Genomic DNA, 19,947 nt, shown 5'->3' with positions numbered 1-19,947 from the left:
ATGAAATTGAAGGGAAGAAACAAGGTAAGTCCTGAATTTAGCATGTCATCCATGACAGACATTGTGTTTTTGTTGTTGGTATTCTTTATGCTGACATCAAATGCACCAAATGCCTTGGATTTATTATTACCGAAGGCTAAAGGCAAATCAACAAATACACAGAATGTTTCAGTGACTATCAACAAGGATTTGGAATATTATGTGAACAACGAGCAGATAAGCGCAGAATACATTGAAATTGAACTAAAAAAGGCACTTGAAGGACAAGAAAAGCCTACCATTATTCTAAGGGCGGAACAAAGCGTGGCCATTAAAGAAGCGGTCAATGTGATGGATATCGCCAACAGAAACAATTACAAGGTTATCTTGGCTGTGCGGCCAAAATAATGTCATTTTTAGATACGAGACACAAGAAAAAATCCTTTACGCTCACAACACTGTTGTTGAGCGCACTCCTGTTATTGCTTTTTTATATTGGTCTTACCTATTTGGACCCGCCCATTGAAAATGGGATTGCGGTCAATTTTGGTACGATGGATTTTGGTAGTGGAAAGGTACAGCCGAAAGAAAAAGTACGGTCAGAACCTAAGGAAGTGCAATCCGAAGAAATTCCTGAGCCAGTTCCAGAACAGACCGAATCACAACCAGTAGCACCCCAAGAGCCTGTGGAGAAAGTTGTCACTCAGAACAATGAGGAGACAATTAGAATCAATCAGCAAAAGGAGGCAAAAAGAAAAGCTGAAGAAGCGCAAAAAAGGGCGAAGGCCGAGGCAGACCGAAAAGCTCGGGAAAAACAACAGGAAGAAGAACGGAAAAGGAAAGAACAGGAAGCCAAAAAGAAGAGTTTGGATGCGCTTATCGGAGGGATTGGAAAATCTGATGGTAAGACTACCGGAAGTGAAGGAGACGATGATAAACAAGGTGATAAAGGACAGCCAGGAGGCGATCCATACGCCACAAGCTATTACGGGGCACCGGGAAGTGGAAGTGGCACAGGTGGTTATGGGTTAAATGGGCGTTCTTTGGTACGTAAGGGTAAGGTGCAGCAAGAATGCAATGAAGACGGCCGCGTGGTGGTCCGTATTGTAGTGGATAGAAATGGGAAAGTCGTTAAGGCAACCCCGGGAGTAAAGGGTACTACCAACAACGCCCCGTGCCTATTGGAACCAGCCAGGAAAACAGCTTTCTTGCACAAATGGAATCTCGATTCCAATGCACCAACATCCCAAATTGGTTTTGTGGTGGTCAACTTTAAGCTTGGCCAGTAATCCTATGAAGTACCAAGAAACTCTGGATTGGATGTTCTCAAGACTTCCAATGTATCAACAAAAAGGGACGTTAGCTTTAAAGAACAAACTGGATAACATTCTTCATTTATCCGATTTGCTTGGTAACCCTCACCAAAAATTTAAAAGTATTCATGTGGCCGGGACCAATGGGAAGGGTTCTAGCAGCCATATGCTGGCTTCAATTCTTCAGGAAGCCGGATACAAAGTGGGGTTGTATACCTCGCCCCATTTAAAGGATTTTAGGGAGCGCATAAGAATCAATGGCAAAAAGATAGAAAAAGCCTTTGTCAAAGAGTTTGTTGCATCCCGCAAGACTTTTTTTGAACAGCACGAGCTCTCTTTTTTTGAAATGACCGTTGGGATGGCTTTCCAATATTTTGCTATGGAAGAAGTCGATATAGCTGTTATAGAGGTGGGCCTAGGTGGTCGACTTGATTCAACCAACATTATACACCCAGAGGTTTCCCTGATAACGAACATTGGATTAGATCATACCCAGATTTTAGGTGATACCCTGGAAAAAATCGCATTGGAGAAGGCGGGCATCATTAAAAGAGGGGTTCCTGTTGTAATCAGTGAAAGACAATTGGAAACTCGAGGTATTTTCGAATTGATAGCAGCCCAAAAAAGTGCACGAATAACTTTTGCGGAGGATGCTACGACTCCAAAATATCAAACAGATTTGCTCGGCAGCTATCAAGAAAAGAACATAGGTGGTGTGGTTGAAACGATTAAGGAGCTAAAGGGCTTCAAGGTGACCGAGGAGCATATAAAAAAAGGCCTTTTAAACGTGGTCAAAAACACGGGAATGTTGGGGAGGTGGCAGGTTTTGGGTAAGAACCCCACAATTATATGTGATACGGCACACAACAGAGAAGGACTTCAATTGGTGCTTGAGCAATTACAGCTGCAAAGTGAAAAAAGGCTACATATTGTCCTTGGGTTTGTAGATGACAAAAATGTTGGGCAGCTTTTAGGCCTTTTTCCAAAGAATGGAATATATTACTTTGTGAAACCCAATGTGCCGAGGGGTTTTGCAGTTGAAAAGCTAAGAAAATTGGCATTGGAAAATGGTCTGAACGGAAAGGTTTTTAAGTCTGTGGAAAAGGGACTTAAAAGGGCTGTTGGCAACGCTGATAAGGATGATTTGATTTTTGTTGGGGGAAGTACATTTGTGGTTGCCGAAGTAGTTTAGATATTTTGTGTTTTTTCTTTTTGGGAAATGAAAAATGGTGCTATATTTGCACTCCCATTTGGTAAATGGAATGGGGCTCTTAGCTCAGTTGGTTCAGAGCACCTGCCTTACAAGCAGGGGGTCACTGGTTCGAATCCAGTAGGGCCCACAAAAGAAAAAACCTCCAAAATAATGGAGGTTTTTTTGTTTCTAGGTGTAACTTCCCTTCCCAGACAAACAATAGGCATTTGTGATGAAGTATAAGATACTTATTGTTGATGATGAACAAGAGGCCCTGAGCAGGCTTCGACTCCACCTTGAGCATTTTTCGGGACTCCATAGTATTGATGCCTGTCAGGATGGAAATCAAGCCTTGGCCAAAATCAAAGAACTTAACCCAGATATTGTTTTTATAGATATTGAAATGCCCGGAATGAATGGCATTGAAGTACTGCGAAAATGTATGGAGCCCTTTCCTTATTTCGTTTTTGTGACGGCCTACAACGAATACGCTATAGAAGCCTTTGAACAGAACGCCATTGATTATATACTGAAACCCTACGAGGGAGAGCGTATTGTAAAAGCACTTGAAAAGGCGGTAAACAGATTGGAAAGAGATAAATTGGCCAAAACGGCGGATGACTACAGAAATCTACTGTTGAGTTTTTCCAATAGCTTAGAAAGTAGGAAAAATAGGGAATTTGTTAAGCGAATTGCCGTGAGGTCCGTTGGCAAAACCTTGTTCATCAATGTGGACGACATTGTAAGTATTGAGGCCGCAGATCAGTATGTGGAAGTTGAAACTTCAACCAAGAAGCATACGGTCAGGGAATCCATGGATCATTTAGAAGCCATACTGAATCCTAAAATCTTTTTTCGTGTGCACCGATCCTTTATTATAAATATTGACCATGTGGTTGGAATGGAGAATTATGATAAAAACTCGAGCATGGTGATTATGAAGAATCAGAGAAAGATTAAAATTTCGAATAGTAGAAAGCCTGACTTTAAAAAATGGATGGGGCTCTGATCGTTCTATATGATTTTAGTTTCGCGAACCTTTTCACCTGATTCCCAATCTAGTTTCCATTACTCACAACTTTGACCTTTTAACTGTTTTAAAAGGGAATTACTTTCATCCTCAAACTAAAAAATGAGATTATGATTGTAAAAAATGTAATGAAAGTATGCGTGCTGTTCATGCTGTCTTTTGGAGCGATCAATGCCCAAAGTTCAAAAAAGGACATTAAGGAAGTAGCGGCTAAGTTTGTAAAGGGGGCGGACCTCCAGAATCCACAGATGCTCAGGGATATACTTGAATCCAACTCTAACCAGTATGTCCTAATAGGTGGAAAATTCAGCACTTTTTCGGCGGAGCAGTACATTAAAATGGTAGAAGAGAAAAAACTTGGTGGCAAACCACGAACGATGAAGTACCAACATGCTGAATATCTTGGGGAAAACTTGGCTGTTGTGGTTCTAAATGCGGTGAGCTCGGAATACGACTTCTTATATCAACTGTCCATGGCAAGGTCCAGCAGCGGTAAATGGGAAATTGTAGGAATCACTACCGAGGTCAGAAAAGTTTAGCTTGAGGTTTTCCAAACAACTGGCGATTTTTATCCTGTGCACCCATTCTTGGATTTCCATGCTCGGTCAGGAAACCATTCAGGTAGAGGGAATGACATTTGCATATCGAATTGAAGGTGATGTTCTGAGATGCGAACTTAGAGCCCCAACCAATGGGTGGACAGGAGTTGGCTTTAATTCCAAAAATTCTATCGTCGGAAGCGATTTACTGCTGTTCAATGTTGTGGACGGAAAAGCTACAAGCAAGGATTTATATGTCAAAAGTTTAGGAAACCCTATGCGGGATGAGGATTTAGGGGGAAAATATTCTATTGAATTACTGGATGCCTTGGAGGACGAAAAGTCCACCGTAGTTCGTTTTGTTATTCCGCTTGACTCTGGAGACCCTTATGACTATGCTCATGAACTCGACAAAGATTTTTGGCTCATTTTGGCTTATTCCATCGAGGACGATTTTGAACATCATTCCAGGGTTAGAAAACACATTCCATTGCAATTAAAACATAGAGAATAGTGGGGCTACTTTTGTAACTTTCAGGATGCTTCGATTGATTCAAAAAAGACATATTGCCATTTATTCCATTTGGGTACTTGCAGCTTTGTTTACAAGTACCCAATTGTATTTGAAAACCTTGGATGCAGGAAATGGAGATGGATGGCTAAAATTATTTTTGATCCAATTGTTGGTCTGGAGTGTATGGGGAGGGCTGAGCCCGATTATCTTTTGGTTGGGCAAGAGGTATCGAATAGACAAACAAACGTATTATAGCGGATTGGCACTGCACCTCTTGTTCGCAGTCGCATTGGTCTTATTGTATTTGGCTATTTATTCGCTCCTGTGGAATTTTTTGGGCATAGGGACCATTCGTTGGGAAACTTTTAAACTCTATTTTAAGATTTTCTTTCTCAACCTATTTCATTGGCACTTTTTTATCTACATGGCCATAATAGGGATTGCCCATGCCATGGACTATCGAAATGAAGCCGAAATCAGACGAAGGGAGGCGGACAGGTTGGAAAAACAGCTACTAAGGAGCGAACTAAATACATTGAAAGCACAGTTGTCACCACATTTCTTATTCAACACGATCAACAATGTTGTAGGTACCATTGAGCAAGGTAGGAATAAGGTAGCCTCTGGGATGTTGATACGTCTAGGGTCTTTTCTTAGAATGACCTTGGAAGAGTCCCAACATGATCTGATACCACTTAAGACGGAGATTGAATACATACAGCAATACCTAGAGATTGAGCGATTTAGGAATAAGGATTTGGAGGTGGTTATCCATGGGCCTTTGGGAGAATCCGAATGTCTTGTGCCCAACTTTATTTTACAACCCTTGGTGGAAAACGCAATTAAGCATGGTATTTCAAAAGAAAAAGAAGCCAAGCGCATTGAAATTGGGATGGACAAGCTTGGTGAAAAGCTAAAGCTCTGGGTTTATAACGAGGGCCCTCCTTTCAAAAGGCAAAAAGAACACGAAAATGGAATTGGTATTGGAAGTACGATTTCACGATTAGAGTCTGTTTACCAAGGGCAAGCCAGTTTTGAATTACTTAATGCAAATGCCGGAGTAGTTGCAGAACTACTTTTGCCCATAAACCTTAAAGGAAGTTAATAGCAGGTTACAATATAAAAGAACAGGCAGCCAAATCGACTAAATGTCCTCTTGTGTGGGATATACTGGATTCGAACCAGTGACCTCTGCCCTGTCAAGGCAGCGCTCTAAACCAACTGAGCTAATATCCCGTAAAAGTGTTGCAATATCGTAAAATTGTTACCAATCTCCATACTCAGCAGAATTCTTTTGGGTTTCATGCAAGGTAATATGGAGCAAATGCCCCTTATGCAGCTTTGGTTTCAAAATGTCATAGATCACCTTTACAAAATATTCTGTTGTAGGGAGCATCTCCCCAAATTCTGGACAGTCTTCATTTAGATTTTTATGATCAAAGCGTTCTTCGATTTCGTTTTTTATAAGACCTCCCAAAACAGCTAGATCCATGACAAAACCGGTGTCTGGATTCACCTCACCTCTAATCCTCACCTCTAGATCAAAATTGTGCCCGTGATAGTTTGGACTATTGCACTTTCCAAAAACAGCAATATTTTGTTCTTCACTCCAATTGGGATTATGCAGCCGGTGAGCGGCGTTAAAATGGGCTTTTCTGCATATTGTGGCAACCATATCACAAAGCAAGTAAAAAGATTGGACTCGCACCAGTTTAATGCAAAATAAAAAGGGTCGTTTAAACGACCCTTTTCCACGCTGTTTTGTAAAGTATTAAAGATTACCTAAACAGTAGTCGATCAGTTCAGCTCCTGCCGTTGGGCTAGGCTGTAGATCAACAATCACATTTCCGTTGGCAGAAGTGACCTGAGCGGTAACTTCCTCATCGAAATCCCCAGAAACAAAAATGATGGAGATTACCTCTGCGCCTGCTGGAACTGTAAATACTTCTGTACTGGCCGAGCCAGCCGCCAAGGTATAATCCGTAGAAGTTCCATCAATGTCAACCGTAAGGGCAGCATTGTTCCACCCATCACCGAAAGAATCCTGAAAATCAATGGTCCAGTCCCCAGCTGTTGGAGCAGTAGGAGGACATACGATTGGAGAGGTGTAGGCAAAGGGAGAGCTAAAGAAAGATCCATTTGCCACAGTTCCTGCCAATCTGTTGGTAAACACTCTTCCGTCGCTTAGGATTGCTTCCAACCTAAAATTAAACGCGTCACCACCCGCTACGTTATCAAAATCCACGCCTGTGGCCGCCAACGCTTCAGCATAGGAAGCGCTCACGTCTCCCCTTGGAAACCCAAAAGGTCCTGGAGCGAATGCAGAGGCAGAAAAAGTGGACAGTTCCGCCTCATCTGCACTGAAATCTGGATCTCCATCTTCGATGGTGTTATCGGTGAAGGAAACAAAAAGCTTGATTTCAGTTAGGAGGCTTCCTCCTTCAGCATCCTGCACTTCCAAGGTTTTCCCCCATACCGAACCGGTATCACTAATACTAAAACTGTCTCCGATGGTTCCCACTGTCCTTAAGATGAGCCCTCTTCCAACCGTTGCCTGAACGTCATCAACAATTTTTTCCTCTGAACAAGCCATTAAGGTAATGACCCCTAAAGAGAGTAATATATATGTTCTTATTTTTCTCATAATATTATTTTTATCAGTCATTACTTGATTAATTTGATCTTGGGAAGGCTGGTCCCGCCGGGTTATTATCCCAAAAAACCTGTTCTGCCAATGTGGTCTTCTGCGTGATGTTGGAATTTGATGTTACAGCCTGATTAGGGTAGAACATGGATCTTGGGAAACTTCCCGGATCCGGTTCCCTGTTTGGTTGCAATGTACTTGGGAAACCTGTTCTTCTATAGAAATTATAGGTTTCAATTCCATTACCATAATGTGCCACAAAGTAATTTTCGGCCAATACATCCCACTGAGCATCTCCACTGGCAGCACCAAAGGCTGCTACAACTCCATTGATAAAGTCTGTAACATCTGTGGCCGAAGGCTCAAATGAAAGATCTGCATTGGGATCAACGGATACGGCTGCCCTTACTTTTGCTATCTGCTTGGTGAGCCCTGCTTCCAGAAATCCCTGAGCGGCAGCTGCGTTGCCATCAACCAAGGCCATTTCGGCCCTCCAGAAATCAACCATAAAGGCATTCAAAATTGGAGTTACTCCAACACCACCTCCACCATTTGATAAGGCGTCGGTTGGCTGGGCAACAGGACTGAAACTGTCATCATCAAATCGTCCTCCTGCCGGATATACTCCCCAAGTTGTACGCAAAGGCCCATCTGGCGGAGCTCCTTCATCATCGCCGTGATCTCTTCCCCAATACCCGTTCGGAAGATTGCAAAATGTAAATCCACCATTGATATAATGTATTGGAGGGGTTTGTAGAGAGCATCTTAATGTTTGCTCGTCTGGATCTATTTCCTGTCCAGGCACTTCGGCTGTTTGTCTATAGAAGTAATATCTAATCCTCGGATCAGCTGCTTCCTGCATATAATTAATCAACCAGTTGGAAGCATAATCCCCAGGACCGTTAGAAACATAGTTCAATCCGTAGCGTGGATGCCTGTTATCGGGCTGGGCTGCACTGGTACCAGGCCAGAAGAACTCAAAGTCATCCGCGGTGTCGGTAATGTAATCTCCTGAAGCAACAATGGCATTAAAGGCAGCTGCTGCTCCTGGGTCAACCAACCTTGTTTGCAAGTAAAGCTTCATTTTAAGCGTGTTGGCAGCCTTTACCCATTTAGAGTAATCATTGTTGTAGAACATTTCCACAGGTGGGGTGGACGAAGCTGTATTTGTAAAATTAACTATCGCCTGATCCAACAGTGCTAGGGCCGCCGCATATACAGATTCTGCACTGTCGAGCTTTGCATTTACAATTTCTGGAGCTTGAACTGCCTCCGTGTATGGAATATCCCCAAAGAAATCCACCAAGGACGAAATGATATAGGCTTCTACAAACTGGGCAATACCCAAATGTCTGGTCAAACCTGCTTCTTCAGCCAAAGGCGTCATTAAGCGGATATCAAAAAGGACCCCTCTATAGGCATTGTCCCACTCATCATCAACATCACTGTCCTGATAGGTACTTTCGTAATCCCTACTCTGCATTTGCATAAGACGGGTCAACTCCATGCCTAAAGGAGAAAGTCCATCTCCAAATTGGAATCCGCCCGAAACAAAATTGTCATTGGGATCACCCGAAACGTCACCATCCAAATGTCTTGCGAAATCCTCTTGTATAGAGGTGATGAAAAAATCAGGCGCCGACTGATCTGGTGTTAAAAAGTTTGGGTCGTTTGTTCCATCCAGTTCTGATACTTCACAAGATGTCAACACGAGTAGCCCGGCAAAAAGGGCGGTAATAATATGTTTATTCCTTATTTTCATTTTTCTGTCTTTTTTTGTCATCTTAGAAAGTTGCTTTTACACTGAATCCATATCTTCTGGAGCTTGGTCCGTTTAGGAAATCAAAGCCAAAACCGTTACCGACTCCCGTACCTGAAGTATTTGGGTCGAAATTGGCCCCATCAGGCGTGTTAATGGCATCATACCAAAGGTTGAATCCGGATACCGTAAAGGAAAGGGACCCAAATGGCGTGTCTTCCAAGAACTTCTTCGGAAGCGAATACCCCAACGTAACCTCTTGCAAACGAAGCACTGTGGCATCAAAAATTTGCAGTTCCGAAATGTTACCTAAAATGTTGTTGAAGTAGTAATCCGAGTTATTGATCTGTACATCGTTGACTCTTCCGTCGCTTTGTTGAACTCCAGGCAATACAAAGGTGTTTTCCCTATCCAAGGTCTCCACAATCAATCCCCTTCCCAGAAGCGTAGATATGGTACTGGACCAAATATCGCCCCCCTGGGTCCAGTTGAACTGGAATCCGAGACTGAAGTTCTTGTAAGAGAAGGTGTTGTTGACGTTCATCACAAAATCTGGATTTGGATCACCAATTACACCATCCTGTGAATCCTGAACATAATCTCCAATGGCATTTACAACAAAGTTTCCAGCATCATCCCTCAATATTCTAGTACCGTAGATGACACCTAATGGTTGCCCTTCTATAGCTGCGTTACCAAGGTTTCCGAAACCGGAATACACAATCAAATCGGTTTCTTGACCCAAATCGGTTACTTCACTTTCATTAGCCGTGAAGTTGACATTGGTATTCCAGTTGAAGCCTCCTTCTTCTTGGCTTCTAAAGAAATTCAGTCCTAAATCAACTTCTATACCCTCACCTTTGATCTCACCGACATTGGTATTGGTTCTAAAGAATCCAGAAGATGGATCCAACGGTTGTTGAACGATAAGATCCGTAGTGGTTCTTTCGTAAACCGAGGCATCAAGGGTAATTCTACCACCCCACCACCTGGTCTCAACACCCAGTTCTATCTCATCCACACGTTCTGGTTTAAGGTCTGGGTTACCCAAGGTCAAAGGACTCGTATTGGTTACAATATTGGTTCCTGTACGATCTTGGAAATCTTGGGTGTCCAGATTCAAACGATTGGCAACCGGGAAATTATCCGAATTGGCATCTGGGAAACCTGCTGAAGTACCGTAACCGGCCCTTATCTTAAGATAATTTAAGACGTTTTCGCTCTTTAAGCCTTCAAAAGCCGTTGTGGGAACAAAAGAAAGACTGGCGCTAGGATAGAACAAGGATCTGTTGTCCTTGGAAAGATTGGAAACCCAATCGTTTCTTCCAGCCAGCGTTAGGTAGAGATAGTTGTCGTAATCCAATTCCAATTGACCATAGAAACCAACAAGATTCCTATCGGATGTCTGTTGAATCTCATTTTGATTCAGGAAGTTGAAGTGACGCAGCACGCCAAACACTTGTTGCGCATCACTGGCTACCCCACTCTGATTGAAAATTTCTCTTCTTCCATTGACCCCAACGTTAAATGTGGTGCCAATCTTTTCTGTGATATCGTAATCACCGTTAAAAGCCAGGTTATGGTCCCAAATGGTGTTGGTATTGTTCCAGGTTTCGTAAATACCACTTGCCAATCTTGGTTGTGGCACGTTACCGTTGATACCTCCTTTATTCTGATAGTTAAGATTATTCTCGCTATAGACATCTAGTCCCACTCTATATATCAAGTTGAGATTGTCGTTGAACTGGTATTGAAGCCCAAGATTACCAAACACACGATTGGTCTCTTGTTCGGTACCGGCGTTGTTGACTGTCCATAATGGATGCTGTATGTCATTACCATCCCTGTAGTAAATACTACGGCCATCAAGTGGACTCTGGAAGGGTAGACCTCCAACATCAATACTCCTAGGAGTAAAGAACAAATCACCAAAAACGGATGAACCTGAACCCGTTGCTCCGTTTCCTTGGCTCAAAGCCACAGGAGGGGAGATGAATTTGGTTCGTGCATAGTTCATTGCTCCAGTAACCGTGAACTTATTACTAAGCACCGCACGACCACCAACACCAAAGTTGTTTCGGTTTAGGCTGTTCCCAGGGGTAAAACCTATATCTTTTAGGTGTCCATAGTTGGCGTTGTAAGTAACTTTGCCATCGTCGGACCCACCGCTTGCATTTACCGAGAGATTAGTTACAGTCCCTGTTCTAAAGAAGTCTCCAAAACTATCATAGGCTCTCCACTCGTATCGCTGATTTGCAAATTCTGGAAAAGCCTGCTGTCCAGCGGCTGAAGTGGAATAGGGGTGAGGGAGTGTTCCATTACTATCAAAAGCATCACTATTGCCCCATCCTGAAATTCCTTCTCGATCAAAACTTGGTCCCCAGTTACTGAAGAACCATCCAAAAGACTGGTCGAAACCGTTACCGTATTGATTTTGGTACTCTGGTGTTGAAGCAATCTCATTAAAAAAGATGGAGGTATTTACCGTAATCTCTGTCTTTTTTACACCCTGGCCTCCAGCTCCTGCTTTTGTGGTAATCAAGATTACCCCATTTCTACCTAGGGAACCGTAAAGTGTGGAAGCGGCCAAACCTTTTAGGACGTTGACACTTTCAATACTGTTCGGGTCCAAATCCAAAAATCGACTGGAACCGTTGTTACCATTGATAAAATCCTGTCTGTTTCCTTGTCGCCCAGAAGCGTTGGTGTCCCCATTAAATGGAACTCCATCCACAATAAATAGAGGTTGGTTACTCTGACTAAAGGAATTGTATCCTCTAATAATGATATTGGTACCCGAACCGGAAAGTCCACTCTGTTGGGTGATGTTGACCCCGGAGGCTTTTCCGATAAGCACCCTTCCCAAGTCCCCCTCGGCTTTTTCCTCGAGTTGGTCAGAGCTTACCTCGGCAACGGCGTAACCAAGAGCTTGTTTCTCCCGTTTAATACCAAGGGCCGTTACAACAACTTCTTCCAGGGCTTGTGCATCTTCTTCCATTTGGATATTGATGACATCCTGGGCCCCGACCGTTCTTCTGGCAGGCCTTTGCCCCAAATAGGTATAAACGAGAATCTGACCTGCACTGGCGACTATGGAATAATTACCATCAAAGTCAGACTGGGTTCCCGTAGAGGTACCCTCGATAACAATATTGACCCCGGGAAGCGGTATCCCGGTTTGATCAATGATCGTACCTGTAATTGTTTTTTCCTGAGACCGAACAGCAACCACACAAAGAAGTGAGAAGATGACTGTCCCAAATAGCTGTTTTACTTTCATAGAGTTAGCAGTTTTGTTAAAAATTAAATGAGTCAGCGCAACTGAGAAAGGTAGGCGGGAGAAGATGTTTTGATAGCTAATTCAAATAATACTCCCTATTATGAAAACAAAACTTAATGGAAAGTTTTTTTAGAAGGTAGTAAGGCCTCTCACCGCCTTACCTTTACAATTGCAAGAACAAAACAATTATATGATGGTTTAGGAATGGTACTTCTAAAACGGGAGGAACCCCATAAAACGACTCGCCCAACGGGACGAACGTTTTTTAACAGTTTTTTACCCCTCACTCTAGGATCAAAAGCTTTCTTAAATTTTAACAAGGAGCTTTGGGATTGTTATAAAAATGGGTGAAACCGTTGTATTTTGCTTTCATTTAACTATGGTATCCCAATGTGGGTATGCCCGTTAGTTGGAAAGTGTGTGTGATAGCGCACAAAAAGAGTAATAGGAAAAGATAGTTGGCGGGTAGTCCGGTATGTTAGGATGCGAAGCTGGTAAGGAGCCTATAATCGTTTGGACTTAGACCAGTCTCCTTTTTAAATGCAGAATAAAAGCTGGTTTTGCTATTGAAGCCCACCTCATACATTATAGCTTTTACACTTAGGAAGGGCTGGGTCAACAATAAGTCCTTTGCTTCTTCAATTCGATATTGGTTAATTAAGGAATAGAAGTTTCTGGAAAGATATTCGTTCAGTACCTGGGAAACCTTATACCGGTCCTTATTGATATGACTCGAAAGATCGTTCAAACCAATGGCATTGTTTTTATAAATTCTGTCCTGTTTAAGGGCTAAATTGATTTTCTGTTTGATCTCGGCCGCCTCTTGGAAGGTCAAACCCGACTTTGCATATTTGGCTGCGATACAGTCCACCGTCCCCGATGTAATAGGAGCTTTTTTACTGAAGAAATCTAATACGAACCTTTTCATACCTAATCCTGTAAAAATGAAACCTTGTCTTCAATTTCATCTAAAACGCTGGTAATCAGGTTTTCCCCGATAAGGGTTTACGTAAACTGTCTTCGGGGATGTTTACTCTTATCCAACAATTACTTGAAATCTTTGGCCTAGGCGATCAGGTTTTCTTTAGTGAAAATCTCAAGTGGCATAGGCTGATGTTGTTGCACATCTTGGTTGGTTATTAAGCGATTATAAAAGGATTGAATGGCCAATTCGCCTTGTTTCATGGGATTTTGATCAATGATAAAATCAATAGCACCTGCTTTTAAACATGCTATGTTTTTTTCGATGAGGTCAAAACCAACAATTCTTGGGTGTGGGTCAAGTTCAGACATAGTATTATGGGTCAACTGATGGGCTCTTGAACTGGGCACGAAAAAATGGATTGGCCCTTCGGCACTTACTTCGCTCGAAAAATTTTGCGCATCTTTAGAAAGATCCATTTCCATAATCAGAAGTGGGTTAAAACCGTTGTCATGGTAAAAATCCCGGAAACCCTTTATTCTTTCCTCAATGGTTTTGTTCAAACTGTCAAAATCATGGAATCTAACAATGTAAGTTCGCTTTCCATGGGGGAAACCCAGATTGAGCAATTTGGCAGCCAAATGACCAGCCTGGTATGAAGATTGTCCAATAAAGGATAGCGGATTGGCGTTTTTGAGATTGGAATCTACAAACACATATGGAATTTTTAAGGTATCCAACTGTTTAGTAAAGTTGGTGGAGCCGGATTCAACCAGGGGAGCTAGAATTACCCCATCAGGATTGCTTTCTAGAAGTTTCTTTGCCTGTTGTTCCTGGGAAGCCGAATCTTTGCGATAAAATGTAAAAAATGTCAGCAATAAGCCAAGTGATTGATACTTTTCTGCGGTTTCGGATATGGCTTTGTTCTGCAGATTCCAATATTCGTTGTCATTGGGTAGGAGCACTGCAATGGTATAGGTACGGTTCAGTTTTAACGTTCTGGCGTATACATTGGTAGTATAGTTGCCTTCTTTGGCAATCTGCAATACCAATTCCTTGGTTTTAGGTGCAACTTCTCCGCGATTGTGCAAAACTCGATCTACGGTTCCAATGGACACACCCGCTTTTTTGGCAATTTCCTTAATGGTAATCTTCTTCATAGGGCTAAAAAGAGGAAAAAAACTTTTTAATTCTACTGCAATATACTACATTTGTGTTAATCCGTGTACGTTAACGGAATATATATGCCTCTATTTTGAGGTTGTTTTTTGAAAATTTTCCGTGTACGTTAACGAAATTAACTGAAACATAAGATGAAAAAAGTAGTAACATTTGGGGAAATCATGCTAAGATTGGCCCCTCCCGGATTTTTACGATTCTCGCAAGCCAACTCATTTGACGTAGTGTATGGTGGTGGGGAATCCAACGTTGCGGTTTCCTTGGCCAACTATGGAATACCTGTAGATTTTGTAACTCGTTTGCCCGAAAACGATTTGGGTCAATGTGCTTTGATGGAAATGCGTAAACGAGGGGTGAATACCCAAAATATTGTGTTTGGCGGGAATCGCTTGGGAATCTACTTTCTCGAGACCGGTGCTGTAAGTAGGGGGAGCAAGGTGGTGTATGATCGCGCCCATTCGGCCATGTCCGAAATAGAACCCGGCATGATAGACTGGAAAACGGTCTTCAAAGATGCCCAATGGTTTCATTGGACCGGTATTACTCCTGCCATCTCACAAGGAGCTGCAGATGCATGTCTGGAGGCGGTTAAGGTGGCTAGCGAAATGGGCCTGACTATTTCAACCGATCTTAACTACAGAGCCAAACTTTGGAAGTACGGCGGTGATCGAGAAGCCATTATGACCGAACTGACCTCGTATTGCGATATAATCTTAGGCAACGAAGAGGATGCCGAGATGCACTTTGGAATTAAACCGGAAGGTATCAGCGTTCAAACAGAAGGACACCATGTCAAAGCCGAGGCATTTCTATCCGTCTGTCAACAAATGATGGAGAAATTTCCCAAAGCTTCCAAGGTTATTACCACATTAAGGGGTTCTATTTCCGCATCACACAACACCTGGGCCGGTGTACTTTATGATGGAACCACCTTATATGATACTCGTCAATACCAAATTACGGATATTGTGGACCGTGTTGGAGGAGGAGATTCCTTTATGGGTGGACTTATTTATGGACTTCTAACCTATCCGGAAGATGATCAAAATGCTCTTGATTTTGCTGTAGCCGCATCATGTCTTAAGCATACGATCAAGGGAGATGCCAATTTGGTAACAGTGGCAGAAGTAGAAAAGTTAATGGGAGGTGATGCTTCCGGAAGAGTAGCACGATAAAATATTTGAAATGGCACGATTTACACGTATAGAAGTTGCGATTAAAATGAAGGAAACAGGAATGGTACCTGTTTTCTATCATAAGGATATTGAAGTTTGCAAGAAGGTGCTTCAAGCCTGCTACGAAGGCGGGGTAAGAGTTTTTGAATTTACCAATAGAGGTGATTTTGCCAACGAAGTGTTTGCGGAATTGAACAAATATGCAGCCGCTCAAACCCCGGAAATGATTTTGGGAATCGGTTCCGTGGTGGATGCCGGTACCACCTCGCTGTATATTCAATCGGGTGCCAATTTTGTGGTATCCCCTGTTTTAAATGCCGAGATGGCAAGGGTGTGCAATCGACGTAAAATCGCTTGGTCCCCTGGATGTGGTTCCTTGACCGAGATCTCGTATGCCGAGGAGTTGGGAGCGGAAGTGGTTAAGATTTTCCCAGCTACCCAAGTTGGAGGACCTGCTTTTGTAAAAGGCATTAAAGGCCCATTTCCATGGACGAGCATTATGCCCACGGGTGGTGTTGAACCTACCGAGGAGAATTTAAAAGCTTGGTTTGACGCTGGTGTACATTGCGTTGGTATGGGGTCCAAACTGTTTGTCAAGGATGCAGATGGAAATATAGATTACAAGGGTCTTTCCCATAAAGTAAGCCAAACCATTGATTTGATTAAAACACTGAGGGCAAAGTAAGGTCGACCTAAGAAGAAACATTATTACAAAGCGGCCCTTCAAATTGGGCCGCTTTTTTGCATGACATTGCCCCATTCTCTATTTTTACCTAAAACCTATGCATGCAGCTTGAGGAACTGGTAGAACGTTTTAAGCAGAAGGATTTAAGGGCCTTTGAGCAATTGTATGCCATGTACGCAAGAAATATCTGTGGGGCAATCAATACCATTGTCCGTGATGAGGTACTTGCAGAGGAAATTTGTCAAGATGTATTTGTAAAAGTTTGGGAAAAGTCTGATGCTTATAACAGCTCAAAAGGTCGGTTTTTTACATGGGTATTGAATATTGCCAGAAACGCCGCAATCGATGAACTACGCTCAAAATCCCATAAAAATCAAAAACTGAACCTGTCAGCAGATTACTTCGTAGGTATTTTGGAGCGAGCCGATGATGAACCTAATGGGAATGTCAATACGGACCGCATAATTGGTTTTATCAAAAATTTAAAGCAAAAATGTATTGAGCTTATTGACCTTATTTATTTTAAAGGTTATTCCCAAAAGGAAGTGTCCGAAAGCTTGGATATCCCTCTGGGAACCGTGAAAACCAGAAATAGAAATTGCATTTCGCAATTGCGAGAGCACATGAAACAAAACTAATGGATACCAAAGCATACATAGCATCCGGAATTTTGGAACTGTACGTAGCTGGCCAGCTCTCCGAAAAGGAGAATTTGGAAGTGGCAGAATATGCTGAAACCTATCCAGAAATAAAAAAGGAAATTTCCGAAATTGAGGCGGCAGTATTGGCTTTATCCGAAGCTGCTGCCCCAAACAAACCACTCTCTTTTGAAGCAGTTAAGAACCGGGTGGAATTGTCGGAGGATACCAAACTAATTCCCCTCAATAGAGGAAGGAATCGTTGGCTGCCCTATGTGGGTTGGGCCGCTTCAGCTGCTCTACTGGCTGGATTGGGGTATTTCTACAATCAGAACAACCAACTACGCTCGGATATAAAACTTGCAGAAACCGAGATCCAAGCCCTGGAAGAGCAAATAGCCGGAGCATCCGATTCTTTGGAAAAGACCACAGCATTGTTGCAAACACTTCGGGACAAGAATGTGACCGTTATCCCGTTGGGAGGACAGGTGGCGGCGCCTGAAGCCTATGCCAAGGCCTATTGGAACGAAACCGAAAAACAACTCTTTATTGATGCCCAGGGCCTTCCGGAACCTCCAGATGGAATGGATTATCAGGTTTGGTCCCTTACGCTAAATCCATTGACCCCTACAAGTGTTGGATTGTTGGAGAATTTCCAGACCGATGAAAATGGGGTTTTTGCCCTTTCCAATCCAAATCAATCCCAGGCATTTGGAATTACTCTAGAGCCTGCTGGGGGAAGTGAATCCCCCAACCTTGAGCAGCTCTATGTTTTGGGAACGGTTTCCTCCTAATTGGAATCTCGCGATCAGATGTCCAAATGGTATTTATCAAAAAAGCAAATGATTTAAAAAGTATAGCGAATGCCCGCCTTTAGAAAGAAGGGAGTACCAGGTGTAAAATGGATTTCCTCCACAGGGGTCGCTTCGTTGGCCAGTTGGGATACGGTGGCAAATTGGGTTTCGTTCCATTCTGTATTAAAGAGATTCTGAATGCTCAAACTAGCAAGGAGACCCTTTCCCAGTTCGTAGTTTGCGTTCATATCCATTACAAAGTATCCTGGAGCAATGATGGAGTTATCCTCGTTGGCTGGTCTATTGTCTAGATAACGGTATTGTAACCCGGCCGTTAGTTTACTTCCATTACCAAGGGTTACTCCTCCGGAAGCTGTAAAATCAGGAGCCAATGGAATGTAGTTGGAACCCTCTGGCTCATCAATACTTCGGGCATGGGTATAGGTAAGATCTGAGTGTAGATAGAGCCATGGAAATATTTGTTGTCTGAATCCAAGATCCAGCCCAAAACGTTCAGATCGCCCACTAGGTTCTACGATTCCAGCATCTCCCACATAAACCAATTCCTGTTCGGATTTCAGATACCATAAAGCCGCATTTAGAAGTCCATTTGGCGTGGGTTTGAAAATTGTCCCAATGTCCAATCCATATGCTTTGGGCAAAACTTCCTGACTTTGCCGTAGGGCCGATACCCTGCTGTCATTGGAATGAAATCCGACCCCGGATTTTAGGAAAAACTGCAAATTGGGGTTGTTATCATAAAGCAAACTTAGTTTAGGGGAAAGTACGCTTCCATTTCTGTTCTGTGTTTCCGTAAATTCTTGGAGTAAGTCTTGATATCCAAAATCAAAGTAATCCAATCTTAGGCCGGGAACCAGTGTAAACTTGTTTAGGCGCATTTTGGCTTCAAAAAAACCATAGAGATTGGTTTCGGTAACATCTCCCAATTGAATTCGGCGCAGTATGGCCTCCCTGTTCAATGTGCTTGAAAGTTCATTTCCATTGACCAAATCGGTACGGAAACCACCACCTAATTTAGTGGCTAACCCAAGACCATCCTGTGAATGCGTTTTGTGAAAGACGGTGTTTAGGCCAAACAGATTTCTAGATTCCTTTTGTTGGATTTGATCTCCATTTTCTGGGTCTTCCAAAAAAAAGGTAAAGTTGGAAAACAAGTTAAAGTCATAATGGGTCCAGTAAGCATTGGTCTCAATAAAACTGCTGTCATTCAGCTGTTGCTTTAAACTAGTATTTATGTTGAATCGGGATGTTTGGCCTCCTTCTGTATCATCTATGGCTCCAAAGCGACTGATTAAGCCAGCATCAACAGCCCGCTGTGGTATCTGACCCGATGCATCCCATGTACTGCGGAAATAGGATACCGAGGCTGAAAACTGGGACTTGGGCATAAATTGGGCTGTGTATTTTCCAAATACATTGATTCGGGAAAAGTTCTGGCTACTTTCAAAAGGTCCATCAAATTGTAGTAGTTCTGCGGCCAGATAAGCACTTTCCCTCTTCTTTGACAATAGATCGAACAAACCTAAGCTGCGGTTCCATCCAAAATCACCATATTCAAATTGAACGCTGCTACCATCCAGCCTATTTTTGGTATTAAAATCAACATATCCAGCTGTTGCAAAATTCCCTTTTCCAGCCGTGTACGGGCCTTTGTCAAAATCAATATTTTCTATAGTTTCCGGAATTACAAAATGCAAATCGGAATACCCTTGTCCATGCGCATGGGATACCATATTCACGGGCATATTGTCAACAGAAATAGAAATATCCGTACCATGGTCAATATCAAAACCCCGAAGGAACAATTGCTCAGCCTTTCCTCCCCCTGCATGTTGGCCAATTACAAGCCCTGGGACTTTTTCCAGAATTTCTTGTGACGAGCCAACAGGTTGGGCCATTAGGTCTATCTTACTGATGACGTTGAGTGCATTGATGTTTGGAGTTATTACCACTTCTTTTAGGGCCAAGGCAGACTCGTTTAGTATAAAAGGTAGATTTCCTTCAACGGAACCAGATGTAAGAAGAATATTCAATTTTTCATGACCCAATGCCCCAATACGCAGACTGTCACCGACACCGGTCTCTCCAATCCTGAAATACCCGGAACTATCTGAAATGGAATAGGATTTGGTATCTTGATTGAAGATGTAGGCTCCTTCAATCGGGTTTTGTTGTACATCCAAAACCTGTCCGTCAAATGTTTGTCCAATTAGGTTTTGTCCAAACAAAAAGCAAACTACAATAACTAAAAACTTTAAATGTTTCACGAATTTGTTTTTTGGG

Annotated in this window: 18 protein-coding genes and 2 tRNA genes; 12 read left to right on the top strand and 8 right to left on the bottom strand. The window is 42.6% G+C overall.

Annotated features, from left to right (window positions below; genetic code table 11):
- The 8 genes from BUC10_RS16900 to BUC10_RS16865 all read left to right on the top strand — a co-directional run bounded on the left by BUC10_RS16900 (window position 1) and on the right by BUC10_RS16865 (window position 5,672).
- Entirely contained in the window at window positions 1-387 is a 387-nt protein-coding gene (locus tag BUC10_RS16900; RefSeq protein WP_073181852.1) for an ExbD/TolR family protein, read from the top strand.
- Entirely contained in the window at window positions 387-1,268 is an 882-nt protein-coding gene (locus BUC10_RS16895) for an energy transducer TonB (protein WP_073181850.1), read from the top strand. Before BUC10_RS16900 ends, BUC10_RS16895 begins: the two co-directional genes overlap by 1 nt.
- A 4-nt stretch (window positions 1,269-1,272) precedes the next feature.
- Window positions 1,273-2,484 (top strand): bifunctional folylpolyglutamate synthase/dihydrofolate synthase, encoded by a 1,212-nt coding sequence (locus BUC10_RS16890; RefSeq protein ID WP_073181848.1) that lies wholly within the window; start codon window positions 1,273-1,275, stop codon window positions 2,482-2,484.
- Window positions 2,485-2,557: 73 nt separating this feature from the next.
- Window positions 2,558-2,632, top strand: a tRNA-Val gene (locus BUC10_RS16885).
- Window positions 2,633-2,716: 84 nt separating this feature from the next.
- Window positions 2,717-3,493, top strand: coding sequence for a LytR/AlgR family response regulator transcription factor (locus BUC10_RS16880; protein WP_073181846.1), 777 nt, complete (start codon window positions 2,717-2,719; stop codon window positions 3,491-3,493).
- Between the two features lie 131 nt (window positions 3,494-3,624).
- Window positions 3,625-4,053, top strand: coding sequence for a nuclear transport factor 2 family protein (locus BUC10_RS16875; protein ID WP_073181844.1), 429 nt, complete (start codon window positions 3,625-3,627; stop codon window positions 4,051-4,053).
- A gap of 1 nt (window position 4,054) precedes the next feature.
- The gene (locus BUC10_RS16870) at window positions 4,055-4,567 is read left to right on the top strand and encodes a DOMON domain-containing protein (RefSeq protein ID WP_073181842.1); all 513 of its coding nucleotides are present in this window, start codon (window positions 4,055-4,057) and stop codon (window positions 4,565-4,567) included.
- Between the two features lie 25 nt (window positions 4,568-4,592).
- A complete protein-coding gene (locus tag BUC10_RS16865; RefSeq protein WP_073181840.1) occupies window positions 4,593-5,672 on the top strand; it encodes a sensor histidine kinase in 1,080 nt (359 codons plus the stop codon).
- A gap of 56 nt (window positions 5,673-5,728) precedes the next feature.
- Here the strand turns inward: BUC10_RS16865 and BUC10_RS16860 are convergent.
- The 7 genes from BUC10_RS16860 to BUC10_RS16830 all read right to left on the bottom strand — a co-directional run bounded on the left by BUC10_RS16860 (window position 5,729) and on the right by BUC10_RS16830 (window position 14,332).
- Window positions 5,729-5,803 (bottom strand) — tRNA-Val (locus BUC10_RS16860).
- A 28-nt stretch (window positions 5,804-5,831) separates the two neighbouring features.
- Entirely contained in the window at window positions 5,832-6,242 is a 411-nt protein-coding gene (locus BUC10_RS16855; RefSeq protein ID WP_073181838.1) for a 6-pyruvoyl trahydropterin synthase family protein, read from the bottom strand.
- A gap of 96 nt (window positions 6,243-6,338) precedes the next feature.
- Window positions 6,339-7,211, bottom strand: coding sequence for a hypothetical protein (locus tag BUC10_RS16850; RefSeq protein WP_073181884.1), 873 nt, complete (start codon window positions 7,209-7,211; stop codon window positions 6,339-6,341).
- Window positions 7,212-7,239: 28 nt separating this feature from the next.
- Complete coding sequence (locus BUC10_RS16845) at window positions 7,240-8,973, bottom strand: SusD/RagB family nutrient-binding outer membrane lipoprotein (RefSeq protein WP_073181881.1); 1,734 nt, start codon at window positions 8,971-8,973, stop codon at window positions 7,240-7,242.
- 22 nt (window positions 8,974-8,995) lie between these two features.
- On the bottom strand, window positions 8,996-12,250 hold the full coding sequence (locus tag BUC10_RS16840) for a SusC/RagA family TonB-linked outer membrane protein (RefSeq protein WP_073181836.1): 3,255 nt from the start codon (window positions 12,248-12,250) through the stop codon (window positions 8,996-8,998).
- Window positions 12,251-12,728: 478 nt separating this feature from the next.
- On the bottom strand, window positions 12,729-13,178 hold the full coding sequence (locus tag BUC10_RS16835) for a helix-turn-helix domain-containing protein (protein ID WP_073181835.1): 450 nt from the start codon (window positions 13,176-13,178) through the stop codon (window positions 12,729-12,731).
- Window positions 13,179-13,315: 137 nt separating this feature from the next.
- Window positions 13,316-14,332, bottom strand: a complete 1,017-nt coding sequence (locus BUC10_RS16830; RefSeq protein ID WP_084732695.1) for a LacI family DNA-binding transcriptional regulator — start codon at window positions 14,330-14,332, stop codon at window positions 13,316-13,318.
- Between the two features lie 153 nt (window positions 14,333-14,485).
- Between BUC10_RS16830 and BUC10_RS16825 the strand changes: the two genes are divergently transcribed.
- The 4 genes from BUC10_RS16825 (at window position 14,486) to BUC10_RS16810 (ending at window position 17,643) form a co-directional block, all read left to right on the top strand.
- Entirely contained in the window at window positions 14,486-15,526 is a 1,041-nt protein-coding gene (locus BUC10_RS16825; RefSeq protein WP_073181833.1) for a sugar kinase, read from the top strand.
- 10 nt (window positions 15,527-15,536) lie between these two features.
- Window positions 15,537-16,211: a bifunctional 4-hydroxy-2-oxoglutarate aldolase/2-dehydro-3-deoxy-phosphogluconate aldolase gene (locus BUC10_RS16820; RefSeq protein ID WP_073181831.1), complete on the top strand. Its 675-nt coding sequence runs from the start codon at window positions 15,537-15,539 to the stop codon at window positions 16,209-16,211.
- 101 nt (window positions 16,212-16,312) lie between these two features.
- Complete coding sequence (locus BUC10_RS16815; protein WP_073181829.1) at window positions 16,313-16,849, top strand: RNA polymerase sigma factor; 537 nt, start codon at window positions 16,313-16,315, stop codon at window positions 16,847-16,849.
- On the top strand, window positions 16,849-17,643 hold the full coding sequence (locus tag BUC10_RS16810) for an anti-sigma factor (protein ID WP_073181827.1): 795 nt from the start codon (window positions 16,849-16,851) through the stop codon (window positions 17,641-17,643). The genes BUC10_RS16815 and BUC10_RS16810 overlap by 1 nt, the downstream gene beginning before the upstream one ends.
- A 53-nt stretch (window positions 17,644-17,696) precedes the next feature.
- Here BUC10_RS16810 and BUC10_RS16805 read toward each other — a convergent pair whose 3' ends face one another.
- Complete coding sequence (locus tag BUC10_RS16805; protein WP_073181825.1) at window positions 17,697-19,931, bottom strand: TonB-dependent receptor; 2,235 nt, start codon at window positions 19,929-19,931, stop codon at window positions 17,697-17,699.
- Between the last annotated feature and the right edge of the window lie 16 nt (window positions 19,932-19,947).

It is taken from the genome of Flagellimonas flava (assembly GCF_900129665.1).
Taxonomy (GTDB): domain Bacteria; phylum Bacteroidota; class Bacteroidia; order Flavobacteriales; family Flavobacteriaceae; genus Flagellimonas; species Flagellimonas flava.
The sequence above is the reverse complement of the archived record's forward strand: the minus strand, read 5'-3'. Positions and strand labels throughout refer to the sequence as shown.

Bases quoted from the DNA above. Each gene is read 5' to 3' on its own strand.
- BUC10_RS16820 (WP_073181831.1), top strand. From the start codon at position 15,537: ATGGCACGATTTACACGTATAGAAGTTGCGATTAAAATGAAGGAAACA.
- BUC10_RS16890 (WP_073181848.1), top strand. From the start codon at position 1,273: ATGAAGTACCAAGAAACTCTGGATTGGATGTTCTCAAGACTTCCAATG.
- BUC10_RS16835 (WP_073181835.1), bottom strand. From the start codon at position 13,178: ATGAAAAGGTTCGTATTAGATTTCTTCAGTAAAAAAGCTCCTATTACA.
- BUC10_RS16825 (WP_073181833.1), top strand. From the start codon at position 14,486: ATGAAAAAAGTAGTAACATTTGGGGAAATCATGCTAAGATTGGCCCCT.
- BUC10_RS16840 (WP_073181836.1), bottom strand. From the start codon at position 12,250: ATGAAAGTAAAACAGCTATTTGGGACAGTCATCTTCTCACTTCTTTGT.
- BUC10_RS16815 (WP_073181829.1), top strand. From the start codon at position 16,313: ATGCAGCTTGAGGAACTGGTAGAACGTTTTAAGCAGAAGGATTTAAGG.
- BUC10_RS16830 (WP_084732695.1), bottom strand. From the start codon at position 14,332: ATGAAGAAGATTACCATTAAGGAAATTGCCAAAAAAGCGGGTGTGTCC.
- BUC10_RS16810 (WP_073181827.1), top strand. From the start codon at position 16,849: ATGGATACCAAAGCATACATAGCATCCGGAATTTTGGAACTGTACGTA.
- BUC10_RS16845 (WP_073181881.1), bottom strand. From the start codon at position 8,973: ATGAAAATAAGGAATAAACATATTATTACCGCCCTTTTTGCCGGGCTA.
- BUC10_RS16850 (WP_073181884.1), bottom strand. From the start codon at position 7,211: ATGAGAAAAATAAGAACATATATATTACTCTCTTTAGGGGTCATTACC.
- BUC10_RS16895 (WP_073181850.1), top strand. From the start codon at position 387: ATGTCATTTTTAGATACGAGACACAAGAAAAAATCCTTTACGCTCACA.
- BUC10_RS16855 (WP_073181838.1), bottom strand. From the start codon at position 6,242: ATGGTTGCCACAATATGCAGAAAAGCCCATTTTAACGCCGCTCACCGG.
- BUC10_RS16900 (WP_073181852.1), top strand. From the start codon at position 1: ATGAAATTGAAGGGAAGAAACAAGGTAAGTCCTGAATTTAGCATGTCA.
- BUC10_RS16865 (WP_073181840.1), top strand. From the start codon at position 4,593: ATGCTTCGATTGATTCAAAAAAGACATATTGCCATTTATTCCATTTGG.
- BUC10_RS16880 (WP_073181846.1), top strand. From the start codon at position 2,717: ATGAAGTATAAGATACTTATTGTTGATGATGAACAAGAGGCCCTGAGC.
- BUC10_RS16875 (WP_073181844.1), top strand. From the start codon at position 3,625: ATGATTGTAAAAAATGTAATGAAAGTATGCGTGCTGTTCATGCTGTCT.